Below are 15,397 nucleotides of genomic sequence, written 5' to 3'. Positions count from 1 at the left end.
CCCCCGACCACACCGCCCACCACGCCGACCCCGGCCTGGTGCAACAAGCCGGCGCTCAAGGGCCTGGTGGCCAATGGTGAGTTCCGCACCGAGGAGGGCTGGCAGGCCCTGCTGGGCTACGCCACCACGAGCCTGGTGAACGTCGGCAAGACCTGCCGCGACAACGCCCTGCTGCTGGAACTGCCCAACGGCGGCAGCGACATCCTCGCCACCCCGGTCACCGCCCTGCGCGAAGGCGCCCGCTACCGCCTGCGTGCCAAGGTCATGCTCAAGGGCGCCAACGCCCGCGGCAACCTCTACCTGGGCATCCTCCACGAGGCCAACGACCGCATCAGCTACAGCAGCGCCTCGGGCGTGACCCAGTCGGTGACCAGCAGCGAGTTCACCACCCTGGAGCGCACCTTCACCTACACCCGCGCCCAGACCCCGCCGCGCACCACCTACGTCGGCCTGATCAGCCGCGACGGCCTGAGCGTGCTGGTGGATGAGGTGGAGCTGACCGAGGTGACCGAGCCGAAGCCCACCACCCCGACCACCCCCACCATCCCCTCGACGCTGGCGTGGAACTTCGAGAACGGCGCGGCCGGCTGGGCCGGCTTCCACGGCACCACCCGCCTGGTAGCCCTGGGTGGCAACACCGGCACCTCGCTGGAGAGCTACGCCCGCCTGTACGAAGGCAGCGGTGCCAGCATCCCGCTGCAGGGCAAGGTGCAGGGAGGCTTCGGCTACCGCCTGGCCGCCGACGTGATGATCGGCCGCAACGCCGCCATCAAGGGCCTCACCTACGGCTACCTGTACCTGGAGGACACCAGCGGCCAGGGCCGCTACCTGCCCCTGGGCATGAGCGGCACCGTGGGCGGCGCCTGGAGCCGCCTGCAGCAGGACGTGCAGATCCCCGCCGGCACCTACCGCCGCGTGGAGCTGCTGGTACTGGGCACCCGCAAGGACCAGTCCCTGTACCTGGACAACGTCAGCTTCAACCGGCTCTGAGCCACAGCCCCCGGCACTGCCGGGGGCTTTCCCTTCTGTGGGCCCGTCAGCGGCCCTCTTCGCAGGCCTCGCGCGCCAGGGCCATGAACGCGGCCAGCAGACGCGCCTGGCGGCGGTCCTTCAGGCAGTACAGGTATTCGTCGATCACCGGCGCGCCTTCCAGCTCCACCACCCGCAGCTCCGGGTTATCCGGCACTTCATGCCGCGCGATGATGCTGATGCCGATGTTGCGGATCACCGCCTCGCGGATGGATTCGCGGCTGCCGATCTCCAGCAGCGGTCCCGCGTCGATGCACGCCTCCGCCAGCAGGCGCTCGGTGATCTGCCGGGTGATCGAACCGCGCTCACGCATCAGCAGGTCATGGCCCCGCAGCGCCGCCACCTGCACCTGCCCGGCAGCGGCCAGGGGATGGCTGCGGTGCACCGCCAGCACCAGCGGATCACGGCCGAGCAGCAGGCGCGTGAGGCGCGCATCCTCCACCGGCTGCGACGAGGCCGCCAGGTCCACCCGGTACTCGTCCAGCGCCTCCAGCACCTGCTGGGAGTTGCCGATCTCCACCGACACCTCGATCTGCGGGAAACGCTCGCGAAAGCGCCGCACCAACCCCAGCACGTAGTACGGCGAGGTGGCGCCGATGCGCAGGGTGCCCTGCATCTGCCCGCTGTTGCGCAGGAAGAATTCGATGTCCGCCTCCTGTTGCAGCAGCTCGCGCACCATCGGCAACAACCGCACGCCCTCCTCGCTCAGGGTCAGCCGCCGTCCGCCGCGGTGGAACAGTTCCACGGCGTAGCGGCTCTCCAGGTTGCGGATCTGGGTGGTGACGGTGGGCTGGCTCAGCCCCAGCTTCTTGGCGGCCTGGGTGATGCTGCCCAGGCGGGCGACCATGTGGAAGGCCTTGAGCTCGGCACAGAGCATGGGGAAAGGTTCCGGACTGCGGGAAGGCGCCGATTATAGGCACGAAGATGACGGGATTCACCGCCGTTCAGGCCTGGCAGCCGCCCCCTGCCCCCGAGGCGGAGAGGCATGGATGGGCCGGGAATGCCAGCCCGGTCACACCGGCTAGCACACCCGTACTATTCAAGGCCGCCAAGTGCCTCCCTAGACTTCCGTCCACGGCGTCCAGGCCTGCCCTCGGCACCTTTGAAAACGCAGCCCGTTTTCAAAGGTGCCTCTGTGGGTCGCTCGCCCACGACCCGGCCCTGCTCCCCTACAGGGCCACTCCGCCCGCCCAACAAAGGAATGCCCGATGAACCTCCAAGGAATCGCCGCCGGCTTCGCGCTCGTTTCGGTCATTTTCACCACGTCCGGCTGCCTGCCGCAGAACACCCAGTCCCAGGGCCTGATGAACCAGGGCCGGCAGCCCACCCAGGTCGCCTCGGCGAACTCGCCCTGCACCCCCAACGCTGCGGCCGATCTGGTCTCCACCGGGCGCAGCCTGCTGGAACTGGGGACCACCCTGATGCAGACCAAGGCGAACATGGACAGCTCGCGCACCGGCTACTCGAACTACACCATGCAGGACGTGGAGAACGCCCAGAAGATCAAGCAAGGCCAGGACGTGCTGAACAACGTCGAAGCCATCACCGGCGGCCCGCAGGCGCCCTGCAGCTAAACGGCCTGCCAATCGCTTTCCCGTGGTTCGCGTACAGGGACGTACGTGACGCGGGGCTTTCCCCCTCCCCGAGCCGGGAGCCGGTGCGCACAGGCACCGGCCCTTCCCGCCCTTCGTCAGTGACGCTTGCCCAGCCCGGCCCGCGAGGCAAGCAGCCCAGGGCGATGCCCCGGCATCGGGCCGTCGCCGGACACGCCATTCACGCCCCCAGCCACCGGCCGGCGAGCCGACGGGCTGGAGTGGAAGAGATTGGATTCCGGCAGTTCGGGCCCGTCGCAGCCCAGCAGGAAGAGGTCCAGCAGGGCCAATGCGGAAGAGCAGTCACGAGGCGTAGCCATGGTCGTTCTCCATGAGTCATTCAATCCGATGGAGCCATGCTGAACCGCCCGCCGGCCCTTCCCTTGATCTGGATCATTTCCGCCGTTGCCACGCCTGCGACAACCCGGCGCAGCCCGCTTCCCGCCAGGATTGATCCCGATCAATCGTGCACGCGACCAGGGGCGTAAACAGGAGCCATACGCCGCGCTCAACGCGCGCACCGGTTTCGAACCTGTATGGAGACATGCCCATGTCCGCGCTCAACACCGCGATTGCCCAGCCCGCCCAACCCCTGCCGCTGCACGCCGCGCCCCGTGGCGAGTACTGGATCGAACCCCTGGAGGACGGCACCCACGTCCTGATCCGCCCGCTGCGCGAGGATGACCGCGAGCGCGAGCGCGCCTTCATCAACCGCCTGTCGCCCGAGGCACGCCACAACCGCTTCCTCGGCGAATTCCGCGAAGTGGCACCTTCCCTGCTGGAGCAATTGATGGACGTGGACGATCACGACCGCGTGGCCTTGGTCGCCCTGGCCCACGTGGACGGTGAACTGCTGGAAGTCGGCATCAGCCGGTATGCACGGGTCAGCGATGAGAAAGGCGAGTTCGCCGTCACCGTGGCGGATGAGTGGCTGCGCCGTGGCCTGGGCAGCGTCCTGCTGCGCCACCTGATCGAAGCCGCCAAGCGCAATGGCATTCGCGGCCTCTACTCCATCGACTCGGCCAGCAACGCCGGCATGCGCGGGCTGGCCCGCCGCTTCGGCATGCAGCGCCGCCGTGACGAGGACGACCCCACCCAGGTGGTGCACAAACTCGCCCTCTGACACCCCCTGCCTACCTGCAAGCCCCGGCCCCGTGCCGGGGCTTTGCTTTTCCGGGCGCCGCATTCGACGCCCCAGCGATCAGATAAATCTGAAAACGCCGCATCTTCCTTGAGTGCGCCTACGGGCCCTCGCTAGAGTCGCGGGCGATGGCCAGCACGTGAACCCGTTCACATTTGACGAACGGTTCTCAGTGTTTCGACTGGCCATTCAGACGTTTCCGATCCAATCGCCCCCCGAGCCAGATGCCTGACAAAAGGCCCAGACAGGACACCCGCCATGCGTACCCAATGGACCTCCCCGGCTGCCGCAGCCGACCGCTACCCGGAGCCCGCCGATGCCTGACGCCACCTTGCTTCCCCGGCCCCACCAGGACCTGCTGCTGCGGGATATACGCGCGCCTGAGCAGACCCTGTTCGACGCCGCGCCCCTGAACGACCAGCTGCGTTTCCCCACCCTGGAGGACTTCTCCGACGAGGTGCTGGACGTGCGCCGGGATTCCCCGCCGGAAGCCTGCCGTGATCTCGGCAACTACCGCCTGGTGCAGGCCACTCACCTGGTGCAGCGCATCCGCGACGAACTGGAGGCCGACGGCAACCCCCACGCGGCTCACCAGCGCGAACGCCTGCTGTCGGGGCTGGAGGCCCTGCTGATGGACGCCTACCTGATGTTCGCCCGCAGCCAACCCGGCATCGCCCCGCCACCGCGCAAGCCGGTGGCCTGAGGCCCAACGCGGAGCCGCGAGGCTCCGCGCGCACGAACGCAGCATCACCGAGCGCAGGCACTTTCGTAGAGGGCCTAGAGGCTCCGCGCAATCACCATCCGCTGCACATCCGACGTCCCCTCGTAGATCTGGCACACCCGCACGTCGCGGTAGATGCGTTCCACCGGGAAGTCCTTCAGGTAGCCGTAGCCCCCCAGGGTCTGGATGGCCGCCGAACACACCTCTTCCGCCATTTCCGAGGCGAACAGCTTGGCCATGGAGGCTTCCGTCAGGCAGGGCATGCCCGCTTCGCGCAGGCTGGCGGCGTGGTGGACCATCTGCCGCGCCACGGCGATGCGGGTGGCCATGTCCGCCAGGCGGAAGGCCACTGCCTGGTGCTCGATGATCGGCTTGCCGAAGGTCTTGCGCTCGTGGGCGTAGTCCCGCGCCGCCTCGAACGCGGCCCGCGCCATGCCCACCGACTGCGCGGCAATGCCGATGCGCCCGCCCTCCAGATTCGAGAGCGCGATGCGGTAGCCCTCGCCCTCCTCGCCCAGGCGCAGTGCGGCGGGGATGCGCACGTCATCCAGCTGGATCTGGCAGGTGTCCGAGGCGTGCTGGCCGAGCTTCTCCTCCACCCGCACCACCTGATAGCCAGGGGTGTCGGTGGGAACGATGAAGGCACTGATGCCCTTCTTGCCGGCCTGGGGGTCGGTCACAGCGAAGACGATCACCACCCCCGCATGGCTGCCGGAGGTGATGAACTGCTTGGCGCCGTTCAGCACGTAGTGATCGCCGTCGCGCCGGGCACGGGTGCGCAGGTCGCTGGCATCGGAGCCGGCCTGGGGCTCGGTGAGGGCGAAGGCGCCGATCATCCGTCCTTCCGCCAGTGGCCGCAGGAAGCGGGCCTTCTGCTCCTCGCTGCCGAACTTGAGGATGGGCATGCAGCCCACCGAGTTGTGCACGCTCATGATGGTGGAGCAGGCGCCGTCACCGGCGGCGATCTCCTCCAGGGCCATGGCGTAGGCCAGGTGGCCGGTGGCCGCCCCGCCCCATTCTTCCGGCACCAGCATGCCGAGGAAGCCCAGCTCGGCCATCTCGCGGATGGCCTCGGCGGGGAAGCGGTGCTCGCGGTCCCAGTCGGCCGCGAAGGGCTTCAGCCGCTCCTGGGCGAACTGGCGGGCCACGTCGCGGATCTGGATGTCGTCTTCGGAGGGAATCATGACGGGCTCCTTCAGCCGATGAGTTCGAGGGCCACGGCGGTGGCTTCACCGCCACCGATGCACACCGAGGCCACGCCGCGCTTCAGGCCGTACTGGCCCAGCGCATTGAGCAGGGTCACCAGCACCCGCGCGCCGGACGCCCCGATGGGGTGCCCCAGGGCGCAGGCGCCGCCGTGGATGTTGATGCGGTCGTGGGCGATGTCCAGGTCACGCATGGCCACCATGGGCACCACGGCGAAGGCCTCGTTGACCTCGAACAGGTCCACCTCCGACAGGCTCCAGCCGGTGCGCACCAGCAAGCGCTGGATGGCGCCCACCGGTGCGGTGGTGAACAGGTTGGGCGCGTGGGCGAAGGACGCATGGCCGGCAATCCGGGCCAGGGGCCTGAGGCCGCGCTTCTCCGCTTCGGACTGGCGCATCAGCAGCAGCGCGGCGGCACCGTCGGAGATGGAGCTGGCATTGGCCGCCGTCACCGTGCCGCCGTCGCGGAAGGCCGGCTTCAGGGTCGGGATCTTCTCCAGGCGCGCCTTGGGCGGCTGCTCGTCCTGATCGATGGTGCGGGTCTCGCGGCCGGCCTTGGCCTCCACGGCGACGATCTCGGCAGCGAAGCGCCCCTCGCTCATGGCCTTCTGCGCACGGGTCAGGGAGGCGATGGCGAAGGCGTCCTGCTGCTCGCGGGTGAAGCCGTAGGCCTGGGCGCAGTCCTCGGCGAAGGTGCCCATCAGGCGGCCCTTGTCGTAGGCGTCCTCCAGGCCGTCGAGGAACATGTGGTCAAGCACCTTGCCGTGTCCCATGCGGTAGCCGGAGCGGGCGCGCTCCAGCAGGTACGGCGCGTTGGACATGCTCTCCATGCCGCCGGCCAGCACCACGTCGGCGCTGCCGGCGGCCAGCAGGTCATGGCCCAGCATCACCGCCTTCATGCCCGAGCCGCACATCTTGTTCACCGTGGAGCAGACCACGCCGGCCGGCAGCCCGGCACCGAGCGCGGCCTGGCGTGCCGGCGCCTGGCCCTGGCCGGCCTGCAGCACGCAACCGGTGATGACTTCGTCCACGGCGTCGGCGGCCAGTCCGGCGCGCGCCAGGGCCGCGCGGTTGGCGGCGGCACCGAGCCGGGCAGCGGTCATGTCCTTGAAGTCACCGAGGAAGCCGCCCATGGGGGTGCGGGCGGCGCTGACGATCACGATGGGGTCATGGTTCATGGGGTTCTCCTTACTTGGCCGCCATGCGGATGGCACCGTCGAGGCGGATCACCTCGCCGTTGAGCATCACGTTCTCGATGATGTGGCGCACCAGCGCCGCGTACTCTGCCGGGCGCCCCAGGCGCGGCGGGAACGGCACCGAAGCGCCCAGGGAATCGCGCACCTCCTGGGGCATGGCGACCATCATCGGCGTCTCGAAGATGCCGGGGGCGATGCACATCACGCGGATGCCCGAGCGCGCCAGGTCACGGGCGATGGGCAGGGTCATGGCGGCCACACCGCCTTTGGAGGCGGAATAGGCCGCCTGCCCCATCTGCCCGTCGAAGGCCGCCACCGAGGCGGTGTTGATGATCACCCCGCGCTCGCCCTCGGCATTGGGTTCGGCGGCAGCCATGGCCTCGGCGGCCAGGCGCAGCATGTTGAAGCTGCCGATCAGGTTCACCTCGATCACCCGGCGGAAGCTCTCCAGGCCGTGGGCGCCGTTGCGGCCCACCACCTTCTCCGCCGGGGCGATGCCGGCGCAGTTGACCAGCCCGTGCAGGGCGCCGAAGGCCTCCCGGGCCGCAGCCACGGCCTGGCGGGCGTCGTCCTCGCGGGTGATGTCGGCACGGACGAAGCGCGCGCTCGCGCCCAGCTCCTCGGCGGCGGCGGCACCGGCGTCGGCATTGATGTCCACCAGCACCACGCGGCCACCCTGCCCCACCAGCTCGCGGGCGGTGGCCAGGCCGAGGCCGGAACTGCCGCCGGTCACCAGGAATACGGATTGTTCGATACGCACGTTGTGTTCTCCTCAATCAGTGGGCAGCGGCCTGGGCCTTGGCGATCTCCTGGTTGCGCAGGAGGAAGCGCTGGATCTTGCCGCTGGGGGTCTTGGGCAGTTCCGCGACGAACTCGATCTCGCGGGGGTAGGCATGGGCCGAGAGGCGCTTGCGCACGTACTGCTGCAGCGCCTCGGCCAGGGGTTCATCCGGCACGTGGCCGGCGTGCAGCACCACGAAGGCCTTCACCACCTCGGTGCGCTCCGGGTCGGGCTTGCCGATCACCGCCGCTTCGATCACCGCCGGGTGCTCGATCAGCGCGCTCTCCACATCGAACGGGCCGACCCGGTAGCCGGAGGTGGTGATCACGTCGTCGGCACGCCCGACGAAGCTGATGCTGCCGTCCTCGTTCAGCTCCACGGTGTCGCCGCTCAGGTAGTAGTCGCCGACGAAGGCGCGGGTCTGCATGGCGCGGTAGCCGGGGAACCAGAACAGCGGCGAGCGCGCCCGGTCCAGCGCGAGGATGCCCGGCTGGCCGGCTGGCAGCTCGCGGTGCTGCTCGTCCAGCACCACCACACGGTGGCCGGGCATGGCGAAGCCGGCAGCGCCCAGGCGCACCGGGTGCTCCAGGGCGTGGTGGTTGCACAGCACCATGCCCAGCTCGGTCTGCCCGTAGTGGTCATGGATGGTGCAACCCAGGCCCTCGGCGAACCAGCGGATCACCTCCGGCGTCAGCGGCTCGCCGGCGCTGCTCACCGCCCGCAGCCGGCCCTTCAGGGCGCCTTCCACCTCGTCGCGGGCGGCCAGCAACAGGCGGAAGGCCGTGGGCGAGCCCGCCAGGTTGGTGATGCCGTACTCGCGGATCACCCGGCAGGTGCTCTCCACGGTGAAGCCGCCCTCGAAGAAGGTGGTGGCGTGTCCCATGGCCAGCGGACCGGTCACGGCGTAATACAGGCCGTAGGCCCAACCGGGATCAGCAAGGTTCCAGAAGCGGTCCTCGGGGCGCAGGTCCACCGCGTCACGCATGTAGCTGACGAACGCGGGAATCGCCTTCAGCGGCACCTCCAGCGGCTTGGCCAGGCCGGTGGTGCCGGAGGTGAACATCAGCAGGAAGGGGTCCTCGGCCCGGCGCAGCACCGGCTCGAAGGCAGTCGCCTGGCGTTCCAGCTCCGGCCAGAAGTCATCGCCCACCGTCAGCACCGGCGGCGCGTTCTCCACCTCGTCCAGCTTGCTGCGGTTGCCCAGGTCGGTGACCACCATCTTCGACCCGGCGCTGTGCACCCGGTGCTCGATGGCCTTGGGCCCGAAGGCGGTGAACAGCGGCTGATAGACCGCCCCCGCGCGCCAGGTGCCGAGGATGGTGATGAGCAGCTCCGGCGTGCGCGGCAGCATCCCCGACACGCAGTCGCCCGCGCCGATGCCCCGGCTGGCCAGCAGGTTGGCGAAGCGGGCGGAGGCCGCACGCAGCTCGCCGAAGGTCCAGCGCGCCCGCTGGCCATCACGGCCCTCCCACACCAGCGCCAGGGCCTCCGGCGGGTGGCGGTCGCAGCATTCGATGCAGGCGTTGAGCGCCGCCGGATCACCGGCCAGCCCGGCCCAGGCGGCGTCGAGGTCGAAGGAATGGGCAGCCGAGAAGTAGTCGCGCATGGGTAACTCCGTCTTGTTCTTGTGGGGGAGCGTGGGCGGATGATCCGGCGCACCTGCAGCACGGGCAATGTCGAAAGCCACCGATCAGGGCGAGCGTTTTTGACAACCCGCACTTGCAAGAATCCCCTACAGCGGTACCAGACGCGCCTGATGGAACCGTCTTAATACAAGCTGTCAGGCTTCGTCCTCTCAGTTCCAATGGACGGAGCCCCGCATGTTCAACCCCGCCAACCAGGCGCACTTCAGCCTCGACATCGAAGGCGCCAACCCTGACTTCAAGGTCCTTGCCTTCACCGGCCACGAAGCCCTCAACCAGCCCTTCCGTTTCGACATCGAACTGGTCAGCGAGCGCAGCCGCCTCGACCTCGAAAGCCTCCTGCACAAACCCGCCTTCCTCGCCTTCACCCCCGACGGGCGCGGCGTCCACGGGCAGGTCTTCGGCATCGCCGTCGGCGAGATCGGCAACCGCCTCACCCACTACCACCTCACCCTCGTCCCGCGCCTCGCCTACCTCGGCCTGCGCCACAACCAGCGCATCTTCCAGCACCTGAGCGTCCCGCAGATCATCGGCCAGGTCCTCGAAGACCACGGCATCCTCGCCGACGCCTACCGCTTCCGCCTCGGCCCCAAGGCACCCCCACCGCGCGACTACTGCACCCAGTACGACGAAAGCGACCTGCACTTCATCAGCCGCCTCTGCGAAGAAGAGGGCCTGCACTTCCACTTCGAGCACCAACCTGACAGCCACCTGCTGGTCTTCGGCGAAGATGCCAGCGCCTTCCCCAAGCTCGGCCGCCCCGTCGCCTACCTCGCCAACACCGGCCAGGTCGCCGACGAACCCGTCATCAAACGCTTCGGCCTGCGGATGGAAGCCCGCACCCTGCGGGTCACCCGCCGCGACTACTTCTTCGAAAAGCCCAGGCTGCTGATGGAAGCCGCCCACACCCCCCAGGACGACCTCCCTCAACCGGACCTCGAAGACTACGACTACCCCGGCCGCTTCAGCGACCGCGATCGTGGCCGCCGCCTCGCCCGCCAGGCCCAGGAACGCCACCGCCGCGACTACCGCCTCGCCGACGGCGACAGCGACGAACCGCGCCTGGTCAGCGGTCACCTCCTCAGCCTCTCCGACCACCCCAAACCGGAATGGAACGACCTCTGGCTGATCACCGCCCTGCACCACGAAGGCAAGCAGCCCCAGGTGCTGGAAGAGTTCGCCAGCCTCGACAGCGCTATCGACACCCTGCGCAACAGCGCCACCCAAGCGCTCGGGCTTTCGGCTTCACAGCCCGACGGCGACTTCAAACAGGGCTACCGCAACCGCTTCCAGGCCATCCCCTGGGACGTGCCTGCCCGGCCAGACCTCAACCACCCCAAGCCCCGAATCTTGGGTAGCCAGACCGCCGTCGTCACCGGCCCAAAGGGCGAAGAAATCCACTGCGACCGCCACGGCCGCATCAAGGTCCAGTTCCACTGGGACCGCGAAGGCCAGGCCGACGAACACACCAGCTGCTGGCTCCGCGTCGCCAGCAGCTGGGCCGGCAACGCCTACGGCGCCATCGCCATCCCCCGCATCGGCATGGAAGTGCTGGTCACCTTCCTCGAGGGCGACCCCGACCAACCCCTCGTCACCGGCTGCCTCTACCACGGCGTCCACCAGCCGCCCTACGAACTCCCCGCCCACAAGACCCGCACCCTGCTCAAGACCGACAGCAGCCCCGGCGGCGGGGGCTACAACGAACTGCGCATCGAAGACCGCAAGGGCCAGGAGCAGATCTACGTCCACGCCCAGCGCGACTGGGACGAAAACATCGAACACGACCAGAAGATCCGCGTCGGCCACCAGCGCCACGACCGCGTCGAAGGCAGCGTCTACAGCGAATTCCTCGGCGAGCAGCACCACACCCTGCACAAGGACCGTAAGACCGAACTGAAGCTGGATGACCACCTCACCGTGGGCAACGAGCAGCACATCCGCATCGGCAGCAACCGGCTCGTGGAAGCCGGGCAGGAAATCCACCTCAAGGCCGGGCAGAAGCTGGTGATCGAAGCCGGCATGGAACTGACCCTCCAGGCCGGCGGCAGCTTCATCAAGCTCGACCCCGGTGGCATCACCGTCAGCGGCCCGCTGGCCAAGCTCAACGCCGGCGGGGCGCCGGGCAAGGGCAGCGGCCTGAAAGCCCTCGGCCCCTGGCTACCGGCCTCCGCCGCCCTGGCCATGGCCGGCAACCGCCTCAACACGGCGCAACCCTCGGCGCTGGCCAAGCGCCTGCAGGAGGCCGCCGAGCTGGAAGAGGAGGAGGAAGAAGAGGAACTGGACGCCACGGAAACCGGCATCACCCTGCGCATCGGCCTGTTCTTCGACGGCACCGGCAACAACCTCGGCAACTCCGCCCTCACCGCCCAGTGCCAGCGCGACGACCGCGAGCTGTACGACGCAGAGAGCCTCGACAGCCTGGTCGAGCACTGCAAACGCTACGGCTTCAAGGACATGAGCCCGGAGGGGCTGTTCGAAACGGCGCCGGACAACAGCTACGGCAACGCGGCGAGCAATGTGGCGTTGTTGTATGACCTGTACACCGACAACGCCGTCAACCAGATGCCAGCCGATACCCAGCAGGGCGCTATCAAGGTCTATGTCGAGGGGATCGGTACACAGAGTGAAGGCCGAGACAATCTCTACAGCCAGGCCACCGGCCAGGGCTCGTCTGGCGTAACCGCCCGGGTCAAACAGAGCCCCAGCGCCATTGCCGAGCAAGTGACGCTCTTCCTTTCCAAAAATCCGGCGGTCTCGGTCGCCCGACTCGAATTCGACATCTTCGGCTTCAGCCGGGGCGCCGCCTCCGCGCGGCACTTCGCCAACGAGGTGCTCAAGCCCGGGGGCGGGGTGCTGGCCCAGGCACTGGGGCCCGCCCGCCTCGGCCTGCCGGCGGACTTCGACTGGGCACGGGACGTGCAGATCAACTTCATCGGGCTGTTCGACACCGTGGCCGCCATCAACGCCCCGCTCAAGGGCGACTTTTCGGTCAACGACTACAACCCCGGCGTCAACCTCTACCTGCCGGCCGACTGCGCCCGCAAGGTGCTGCACATTACCGCGCGGGATGAAAGGCGCTGGCAGTTCGCCCTCAACCGTGTGTTCCCGGGGCATGAGGAGCTGGCGCTGCCGGGCGTCCACTCCAATATCGGCGGCGGCTACCGCCCGCAGCAGACCGAGCGCCTGCTGCTCACAAAGCCGGAAGTCACGGTGATCACGCCCCGGCGCCCCCTGGAGCACAGCCCGGCCTGGCAACGGGCCTTGAAGGAAGCCGACCGCCTCATGGGCCGTGGCCTGCCGGGCAGCGGCGAGCTCAGGCCCATCGCCTGGCGCGCGGCCCAGCCCAAGCATGAACGGGGCATGGTGCCCAGCGAGCGCTGGATGGTCGCCGTGGCCATGGACCGCACGGTCTATGGCGACCTGTCCAAGGTGGCGCTGCGGGCCATGCATGAAGCGGCGGTGAAGTTCGAAGTACCGCTGAAAGCATTACCCGCCGAAGCAGCATTCCAACTGCCCGATGACCTCGTACCGATTGCCGAGAAACTCCTCGACTATGCCCGGGGCGCCAGCAACCGCCTGACCCACGAGGAGGAGCGTCACCTAATGGGGCGCTATATCCACACCTCCGCCCACTGGGTGCCAACTGCCGGTCTGCTGCTCAGCAAGCCGGCCAATCAACGACTGGCCTACAACCAACGGCCTCAAGAGGGCTACCCGGAATGAGATTGCGCCTACTGATCGCACTCCTACTGCTGCCTCTGAACGGTTGCGCGAGTGGCGGCCCTAAGCTCCCCTATCCCACTTGGTACATCGGCGCAGGCGCTCCACGGCATATGGAGGTCTGGGTAGAAAGCATTGATGTCGTCGATCGGCGCAACCTGGCCTTTGAGCGCGTGTATGGCGGGGTGGTGGGTTATGGAGCAAAAAGCAGAGGCTGGGGATCTGGTGTGGGCGGTTCCAAACCGGTCAACAACGTCGACCTGCCCAATATCATCTTCGTGCGCTGGCAATCCTTGGTGGAGCCTCAGGTCTACAACGTGCGCATCGACATTCCAGAATGGGTGCGAGAAGAAATGCTCGCTCCACGCACCGAGTACTGCTCTGTCACCAAGCAAGTCGATACCAGCTACCGCAAGATGATTGGCATTGGCCTCGCGCCCGGCGGCATCGCTAAGGCCTGGGTAGGAGGGGCTTGCCTGCCCTTCAAGGAAATCGGTCGTTTCGTCGGTGTAGTCGAACGCAAGGGACCGAGTCAGGGGCAGACAGAAGGCCGCTTCTACCGAGCCCCCAGCGAAGCTGCACGCGCCTATATCGAGCAGCACGGGATTCCGTATGACTCCTGGTAAGACATTCCCCCTCGGCCGCAGCCAGCCCGCCAAGCCTGAAGGGTCGCCGTGGCCATGCATGAGGCAGCAGTGAAGTTCGAAGTACCGCTGAGAGCGGTACCTGCGGAAGCAGCGTTCCTACTGCCCGATGACCTCGTATTGATTGCCGAGAAGCTCCTCGCCTATGCCCGAGGTGCCAGTAACTGCCTGACCCACGAGGAGGAGCGTCACCTGCTGGGGCGCTATATCCATACCTCCGCCCACTGGGTGCCAACTGCCGGTCTGCTGCTCAACAAACCGGCCAATCAGCGGCTGGCTTACAACCAACGACCTCAAGAGGGTACCCGGAATGACATTGCGTCTATTGATCGCCCTGCTGTTGCTCCTGCCGCTGAGCGGCTGTGCCGGAAACACCCCACGCCTGCCCTATCCCACCTGGTACATCGGCGTGGGAGCACCCCGCCATATGGAGGTCTGGGTGGAAAGCGTGGACGTGGTCGACCGCCGTAACTTGGCCTTCGAGCGAGTTTATGGCGGGGTGGTTGGCTATGGCGCAGAAACCAAAGGTTGGGGATCGGGTGTAGGAGGGTCAAAACCCGTTAACAACGTCGACCTACCCAATATCATCTTCGTGCGCTGGCAATCCTTGGTGGAGCCTCAGGTCTACAACGTGCGCATCGACATTCCAGAATGGGTGCGAGAAGAAATGCTCGCTCCACGCACCGAGTACTGCTCTGTCACCAAGCAAGTCGACACCAGCTACCGCAAGATGATTGGCATTGGCCTCGCGCCCGGCGGCATCGCTAAGGCCTGGGTAGGAGGGGCTTGCCTGCCCTTCAAGGAAATCGGTCGTTTCGTTGGTGTAGTCGAACGCAAGGGGCCGAGCCAAGGGCAGACGGGCGGGAAATACGCCTGGCCCGAGTTGGAGCCTGCGAGCAAGGCCTATATCGAAGAGCACGGCATTCCCTATGACTCCTGGTAAGGGCTACCCCGAATGAGTCTGCGCCTGATGGTCATCCTCCTGCTGCTCCTGCCGCTGAACGGTTGCGCCAGCAGCGCTCCCCGCCTGCCCTATCCCACCTGGTACATCGGCGCAGGCGCCCCGCGGCATATGGAGGTCTGGGTAGAAAGCATTGATGTCGTAGACCGGCGCAACCTGGCCTACGAGCGCGTGTATGGCGGGGTGGTGGGATATGCAGCAAAGACAGAAGGCTGGTGGGGGGGCGGGGGCTCCATGAAACCGGTCAACAACGTCGACCTGCCCAATATCATCTTCGTGCGCTGGCAATCCCTGGTGGAGCCCCAGGTCTACAACGTGCGCATCACTATTCCGCAGTGGGTACGGGATGAAATGGTCAAGCCCCAGCGCACGGTCTGCGTCCATTCCACCGTGGAAGAAACCCAATACCGCAAAGCCATCTCCGTTGGCCTGGCGCCTGGGGGCATCGCCAAGGCTTGGCTTCGGGGGCCTTGCCTCAAAGGCGAGGAAATCGGCCGTTTTGTCGGGGTAGTCGAACGTAAGGGGCCAAGCCAGGGCCAGACAGAAGGCCGCTTCTACCGAGCCCCCAGCGAAGCTGCACGCGCCTACATCGAGCAGCACGGCATTCCCTATGACTCCTGGTAAGCCGCCCCGCCGCTAACGCCCAACGCGCCTGGCCAGACTTCAACCGAGTCCGGGTAGGCCTTCCCACTGCGATGATGCAGGTGCCGCAAGCCCTCTACGACGCATGGAACGGTGACAGCCCCCTCGCCCACCCCCTATCC

At 67.4% G+C, this 15,397-nt stretch carries 13 protein-coding genes and 1 pseudogene; 8 read left to right on the top strand and 6 right to left on the bottom strand.

Annotation, left to right across the window (positions count from 1 at the left end; translation table 11 throughout):
• Window positions 1-990, top strand: a pseudogene (locus SZ55_RS28350) (carbohydrate-binding protein); the annotation flags it as partial.
• A gap of 46 nt (window positions 991-1,036) precedes the next feature.
• On the opposite strand, the gene SZ55_RS19720 reads toward SZ55_RS28350, so the two are convergent.
• Window positions 1,037-1,906 (bottom strand): LysR substrate-binding domain-containing protein, encoded by an 870-nt coding sequence (locus SZ55_RS19720; RefSeq protein WP_044410323.1) that lies wholly within the window; start codon window positions 1,904-1,906, stop codon window positions 1,037-1,039.
• 331 nt (window positions 1,907-2,237) lie between these two features.
• On the opposite strand from SZ55_RS19720, the gene SZ55_RS19715 reads away from it, so the two are divergent.
• The gene (locus tag SZ55_RS19715) at window positions 2,238-2,603 is read left to right on the top strand and encodes a hypothetical protein (RefSeq protein WP_044410320.1); all 366 of its coding nucleotides are present in this window, start codon (window positions 2,238-2,240) and stop codon (window positions 2,601-2,603) included.
• A gap of 116 nt (window positions 2,604-2,719) precedes the next feature.
• Here SZ55_RS19715 and SZ55_RS19710 read toward each other — a convergent pair whose 3' ends face one another.
• Window positions 2,720-2,941, bottom strand: a complete 222-nt coding sequence (locus tag SZ55_RS19710) for a hypothetical protein (RefSeq protein WP_044410317.1) — start codon at window positions 2,939-2,941, stop codon at window positions 2,720-2,722.
• A gap of 224 nt (window positions 2,942-3,165) precedes the next feature.
• Here SZ55_RS19710 and SZ55_RS19705 point away from each other — a divergent pair, with 224 nt between their 5' ends.
• A complete protein-coding gene (locus SZ55_RS19705; protein ID WP_044410314.1) occupies window positions 3,166-3,744 on the top strand; it encodes a GNAT family N-acetyltransferase in 579 nt (192 codons plus the stop codon).
• 334 nt (window positions 3,745-4,078) lie between these two features.
• The gene (locus SZ55_RS19700) at window positions 4,079-4,465 is read left to right on the top strand and encodes a hypothetical protein (protein WP_044410312.1); all 387 of its coding nucleotides are present in this window, start codon (window positions 4,079-4,081) and stop codon (window positions 4,463-4,465) included.
• Window positions 4,466-4,539: 74 nt separating this feature from the next.
• Here SZ55_RS19700 and SZ55_RS19695 read toward each other — a convergent pair whose 3' ends face one another.
• The 4 genes from SZ55_RS19695 to SZ55_RS19680 are packed head-to-tail and all read right to left on the bottom strand — an operon-like array spanning window position 4,540 to window position 9,271.
• A complete protein-coding gene (locus SZ55_RS19695) occupies window positions 4,540-5,667 on the bottom strand; it encodes an acyl-CoA dehydrogenase family protein (RefSeq protein WP_044410309.1) in 1,128 nt (375 codons plus the stop codon).
• Window positions 5,668-5,678: 11 nt separating this feature from the next.
• Window positions 5,679-6,866, bottom strand: coding sequence for an acetyl-CoA C-acyltransferase (locus SZ55_RS19690; protein ID WP_044410307.1), 1,188 nt, complete (start codon window positions 6,864-6,866; stop codon window positions 5,679-5,681).
• A 10-nt stretch (window positions 6,867-6,876) separates the two neighbouring features.
• The gene (locus SZ55_RS19685) at window positions 6,877-7,644 is read right to left on the bottom strand and encodes a 3-hydroxyacyl-CoA dehydrogenase (RefSeq protein ID WP_044410304.1); all 768 of its coding nucleotides are present in this window, start codon (window positions 7,642-7,644) and stop codon (window positions 6,877-6,879) included.
• Between the two features lie 16 nt (window positions 7,645-7,660).
• Window positions 7,661-9,271, bottom strand: coding sequence for an acyl-CoA synthetase (locus tag SZ55_RS19680; RefSeq protein WP_044410301.1), 1,611 nt, complete (start codon window positions 9,269-9,271; stop codon window positions 7,661-7,663).
• Window positions 9,272-9,485: 214 nt separating this feature from the next.
• Between SZ55_RS19680 and tssI the strand changes: the two genes are divergently transcribed.
• The 4 genes from tssI to SZ55_RS19660 all read left to right on the top strand — a co-directional run bounded on the left by tssI (window position 9,486) and on the right by SZ55_RS19660 (window position 15,257).
• Window positions 9,486-13,031, top strand: coding sequence for a type VI secretion system tip protein TssI/VgrG (gene tssI / locus SZ55_RS27610; protein WP_044410298.1), 3,546 nt, complete (start codon window positions 9,486-9,488; stop codon window positions 13,029-13,031).
• Window positions 13,028-13,654: a DUF2931 family protein gene (locus SZ55_RS19670; protein WP_044410296.1), complete on the top strand. Its 627-nt coding sequence runs from the start codon at window positions 13,028-13,030 to the stop codon at window positions 13,652-13,654. Before tssI ends, SZ55_RS19670 begins: the two co-directional genes overlap by 4 nt.
• Before the next feature lie 328 nt (window positions 13,655-13,982).
• On the top strand, window positions 13,983-14,615 hold the full coding sequence (locus SZ55_RS19665) for a DUF2931 family protein (protein WP_082078296.1): 633 nt from the start codon (window positions 13,983-13,985) through the stop codon (window positions 14,613-14,615).
• A 12-nt stretch (window positions 14,616-14,627) separates the two neighbouring features.
• Entirely contained in the window at window positions 14,628-15,257 is a 630-nt protein-coding gene (locus tag SZ55_RS19660) for a DUF2931 family protein (RefSeq protein ID WP_330217335.1), read from the top strand.
• The last annotated feature ends 140 nt before the right edge of the window (window positions 15,258-15,397 follow it).

Source organism: Pseudomonas sp. FeS53a, assembly GCF_000931385.1.
GTDB classification, from domain to species: domain Bacteria; phylum Pseudomonadota; class Gammaproteobacteria; order Pseudomonadales; family Pseudomonadaceae; genus Metapseudomonas; species Metapseudomonas otitidis.
Note: the sequence above shows the minus strand (reverse complement) of the source record. Positions and strands in the feature narration are given on the sequence as shown.

Bases quoted from the DNA above. Each gene is read 5' to 3' on its own strand.
- SZ55_RS19720 (WP_044410323.1), bottom strand. From the start codon at position 1,906: ATGCTCTGTGCCGAGCTCAAGGCCTTCCACATGGTCGCCCGCCTGGGC.
- SZ55_RS19715 (WP_044410320.1), top strand. From the start codon at position 2,238: ATGAACCTCCAAGGAATCGCCGCCGGCTTCGCGCTCGTTTCGGTCATT.
- SZ55_RS19710 (WP_044410317.1), bottom strand. From the start codon at position 2,941: ATGGCTACGCCTCGTGACTGCTCTTCCGCATTGGCCCTGCTGGACCTC.
- SZ55_RS19705 (WP_044410314.1), top strand. From the start codon at position 3,166: ATGCCCATGTCCGCGCTCAACACCGCGATTGCCCAGCCCGCCCAACCC.
- SZ55_RS19700 (WP_044410312.1), top strand. From the start codon at position 4,079: ATGCCTGACGCCACCTTGCTTCCCCGGCCCCACCAGGACCTGCTGCTG.
- SZ55_RS19695 (WP_044410309.1), bottom strand. From the start codon at position 5,667: ATGATTCCCTCCGAAGACGACATCCAGATCCGCGACGTGGCCCGCCAG.
- SZ55_RS19690 (WP_044410307.1), bottom strand. From the start codon at position 6,866: ATGAACCATGACCCCATCGTGATCGTCAGCGCCGCCCGCACCCCCATG.
- SZ55_RS19680 (WP_044410301.1), bottom strand. From the start codon at position 9,271: ATGCGCGACTACTTCTCGGCTGCCCATTCCTTCGACCTCGACGCCGCC.
- tssI (WP_044410298.1), top strand. From the start codon at position 9,486: ATGTTCAACCCCGCCAACCAGGCGCACTTCAGCCTCGACATCGAAGGC.
- SZ55_RS19670 (WP_044410296.1), top strand. From the start codon at position 13,028: ATGAGATTGCGCCTACTGATCGCACTCCTACTGCTGCCTCTGAACGGT.
- SZ55_RS19665 (WP_082078296.1), top strand. From the start codon at position 13,983: ATGACATTGCGTCTATTGATCGCCCTGCTGTTGCTCCTGCCGCTGAGC.
- SZ55_RS19660 (WP_330217335.1), top strand. From the start codon at position 14,628: ATGAGTCTGCGCCTGATGGTCATCCTCCTGCTGCTCCTGCCGCTGAAC.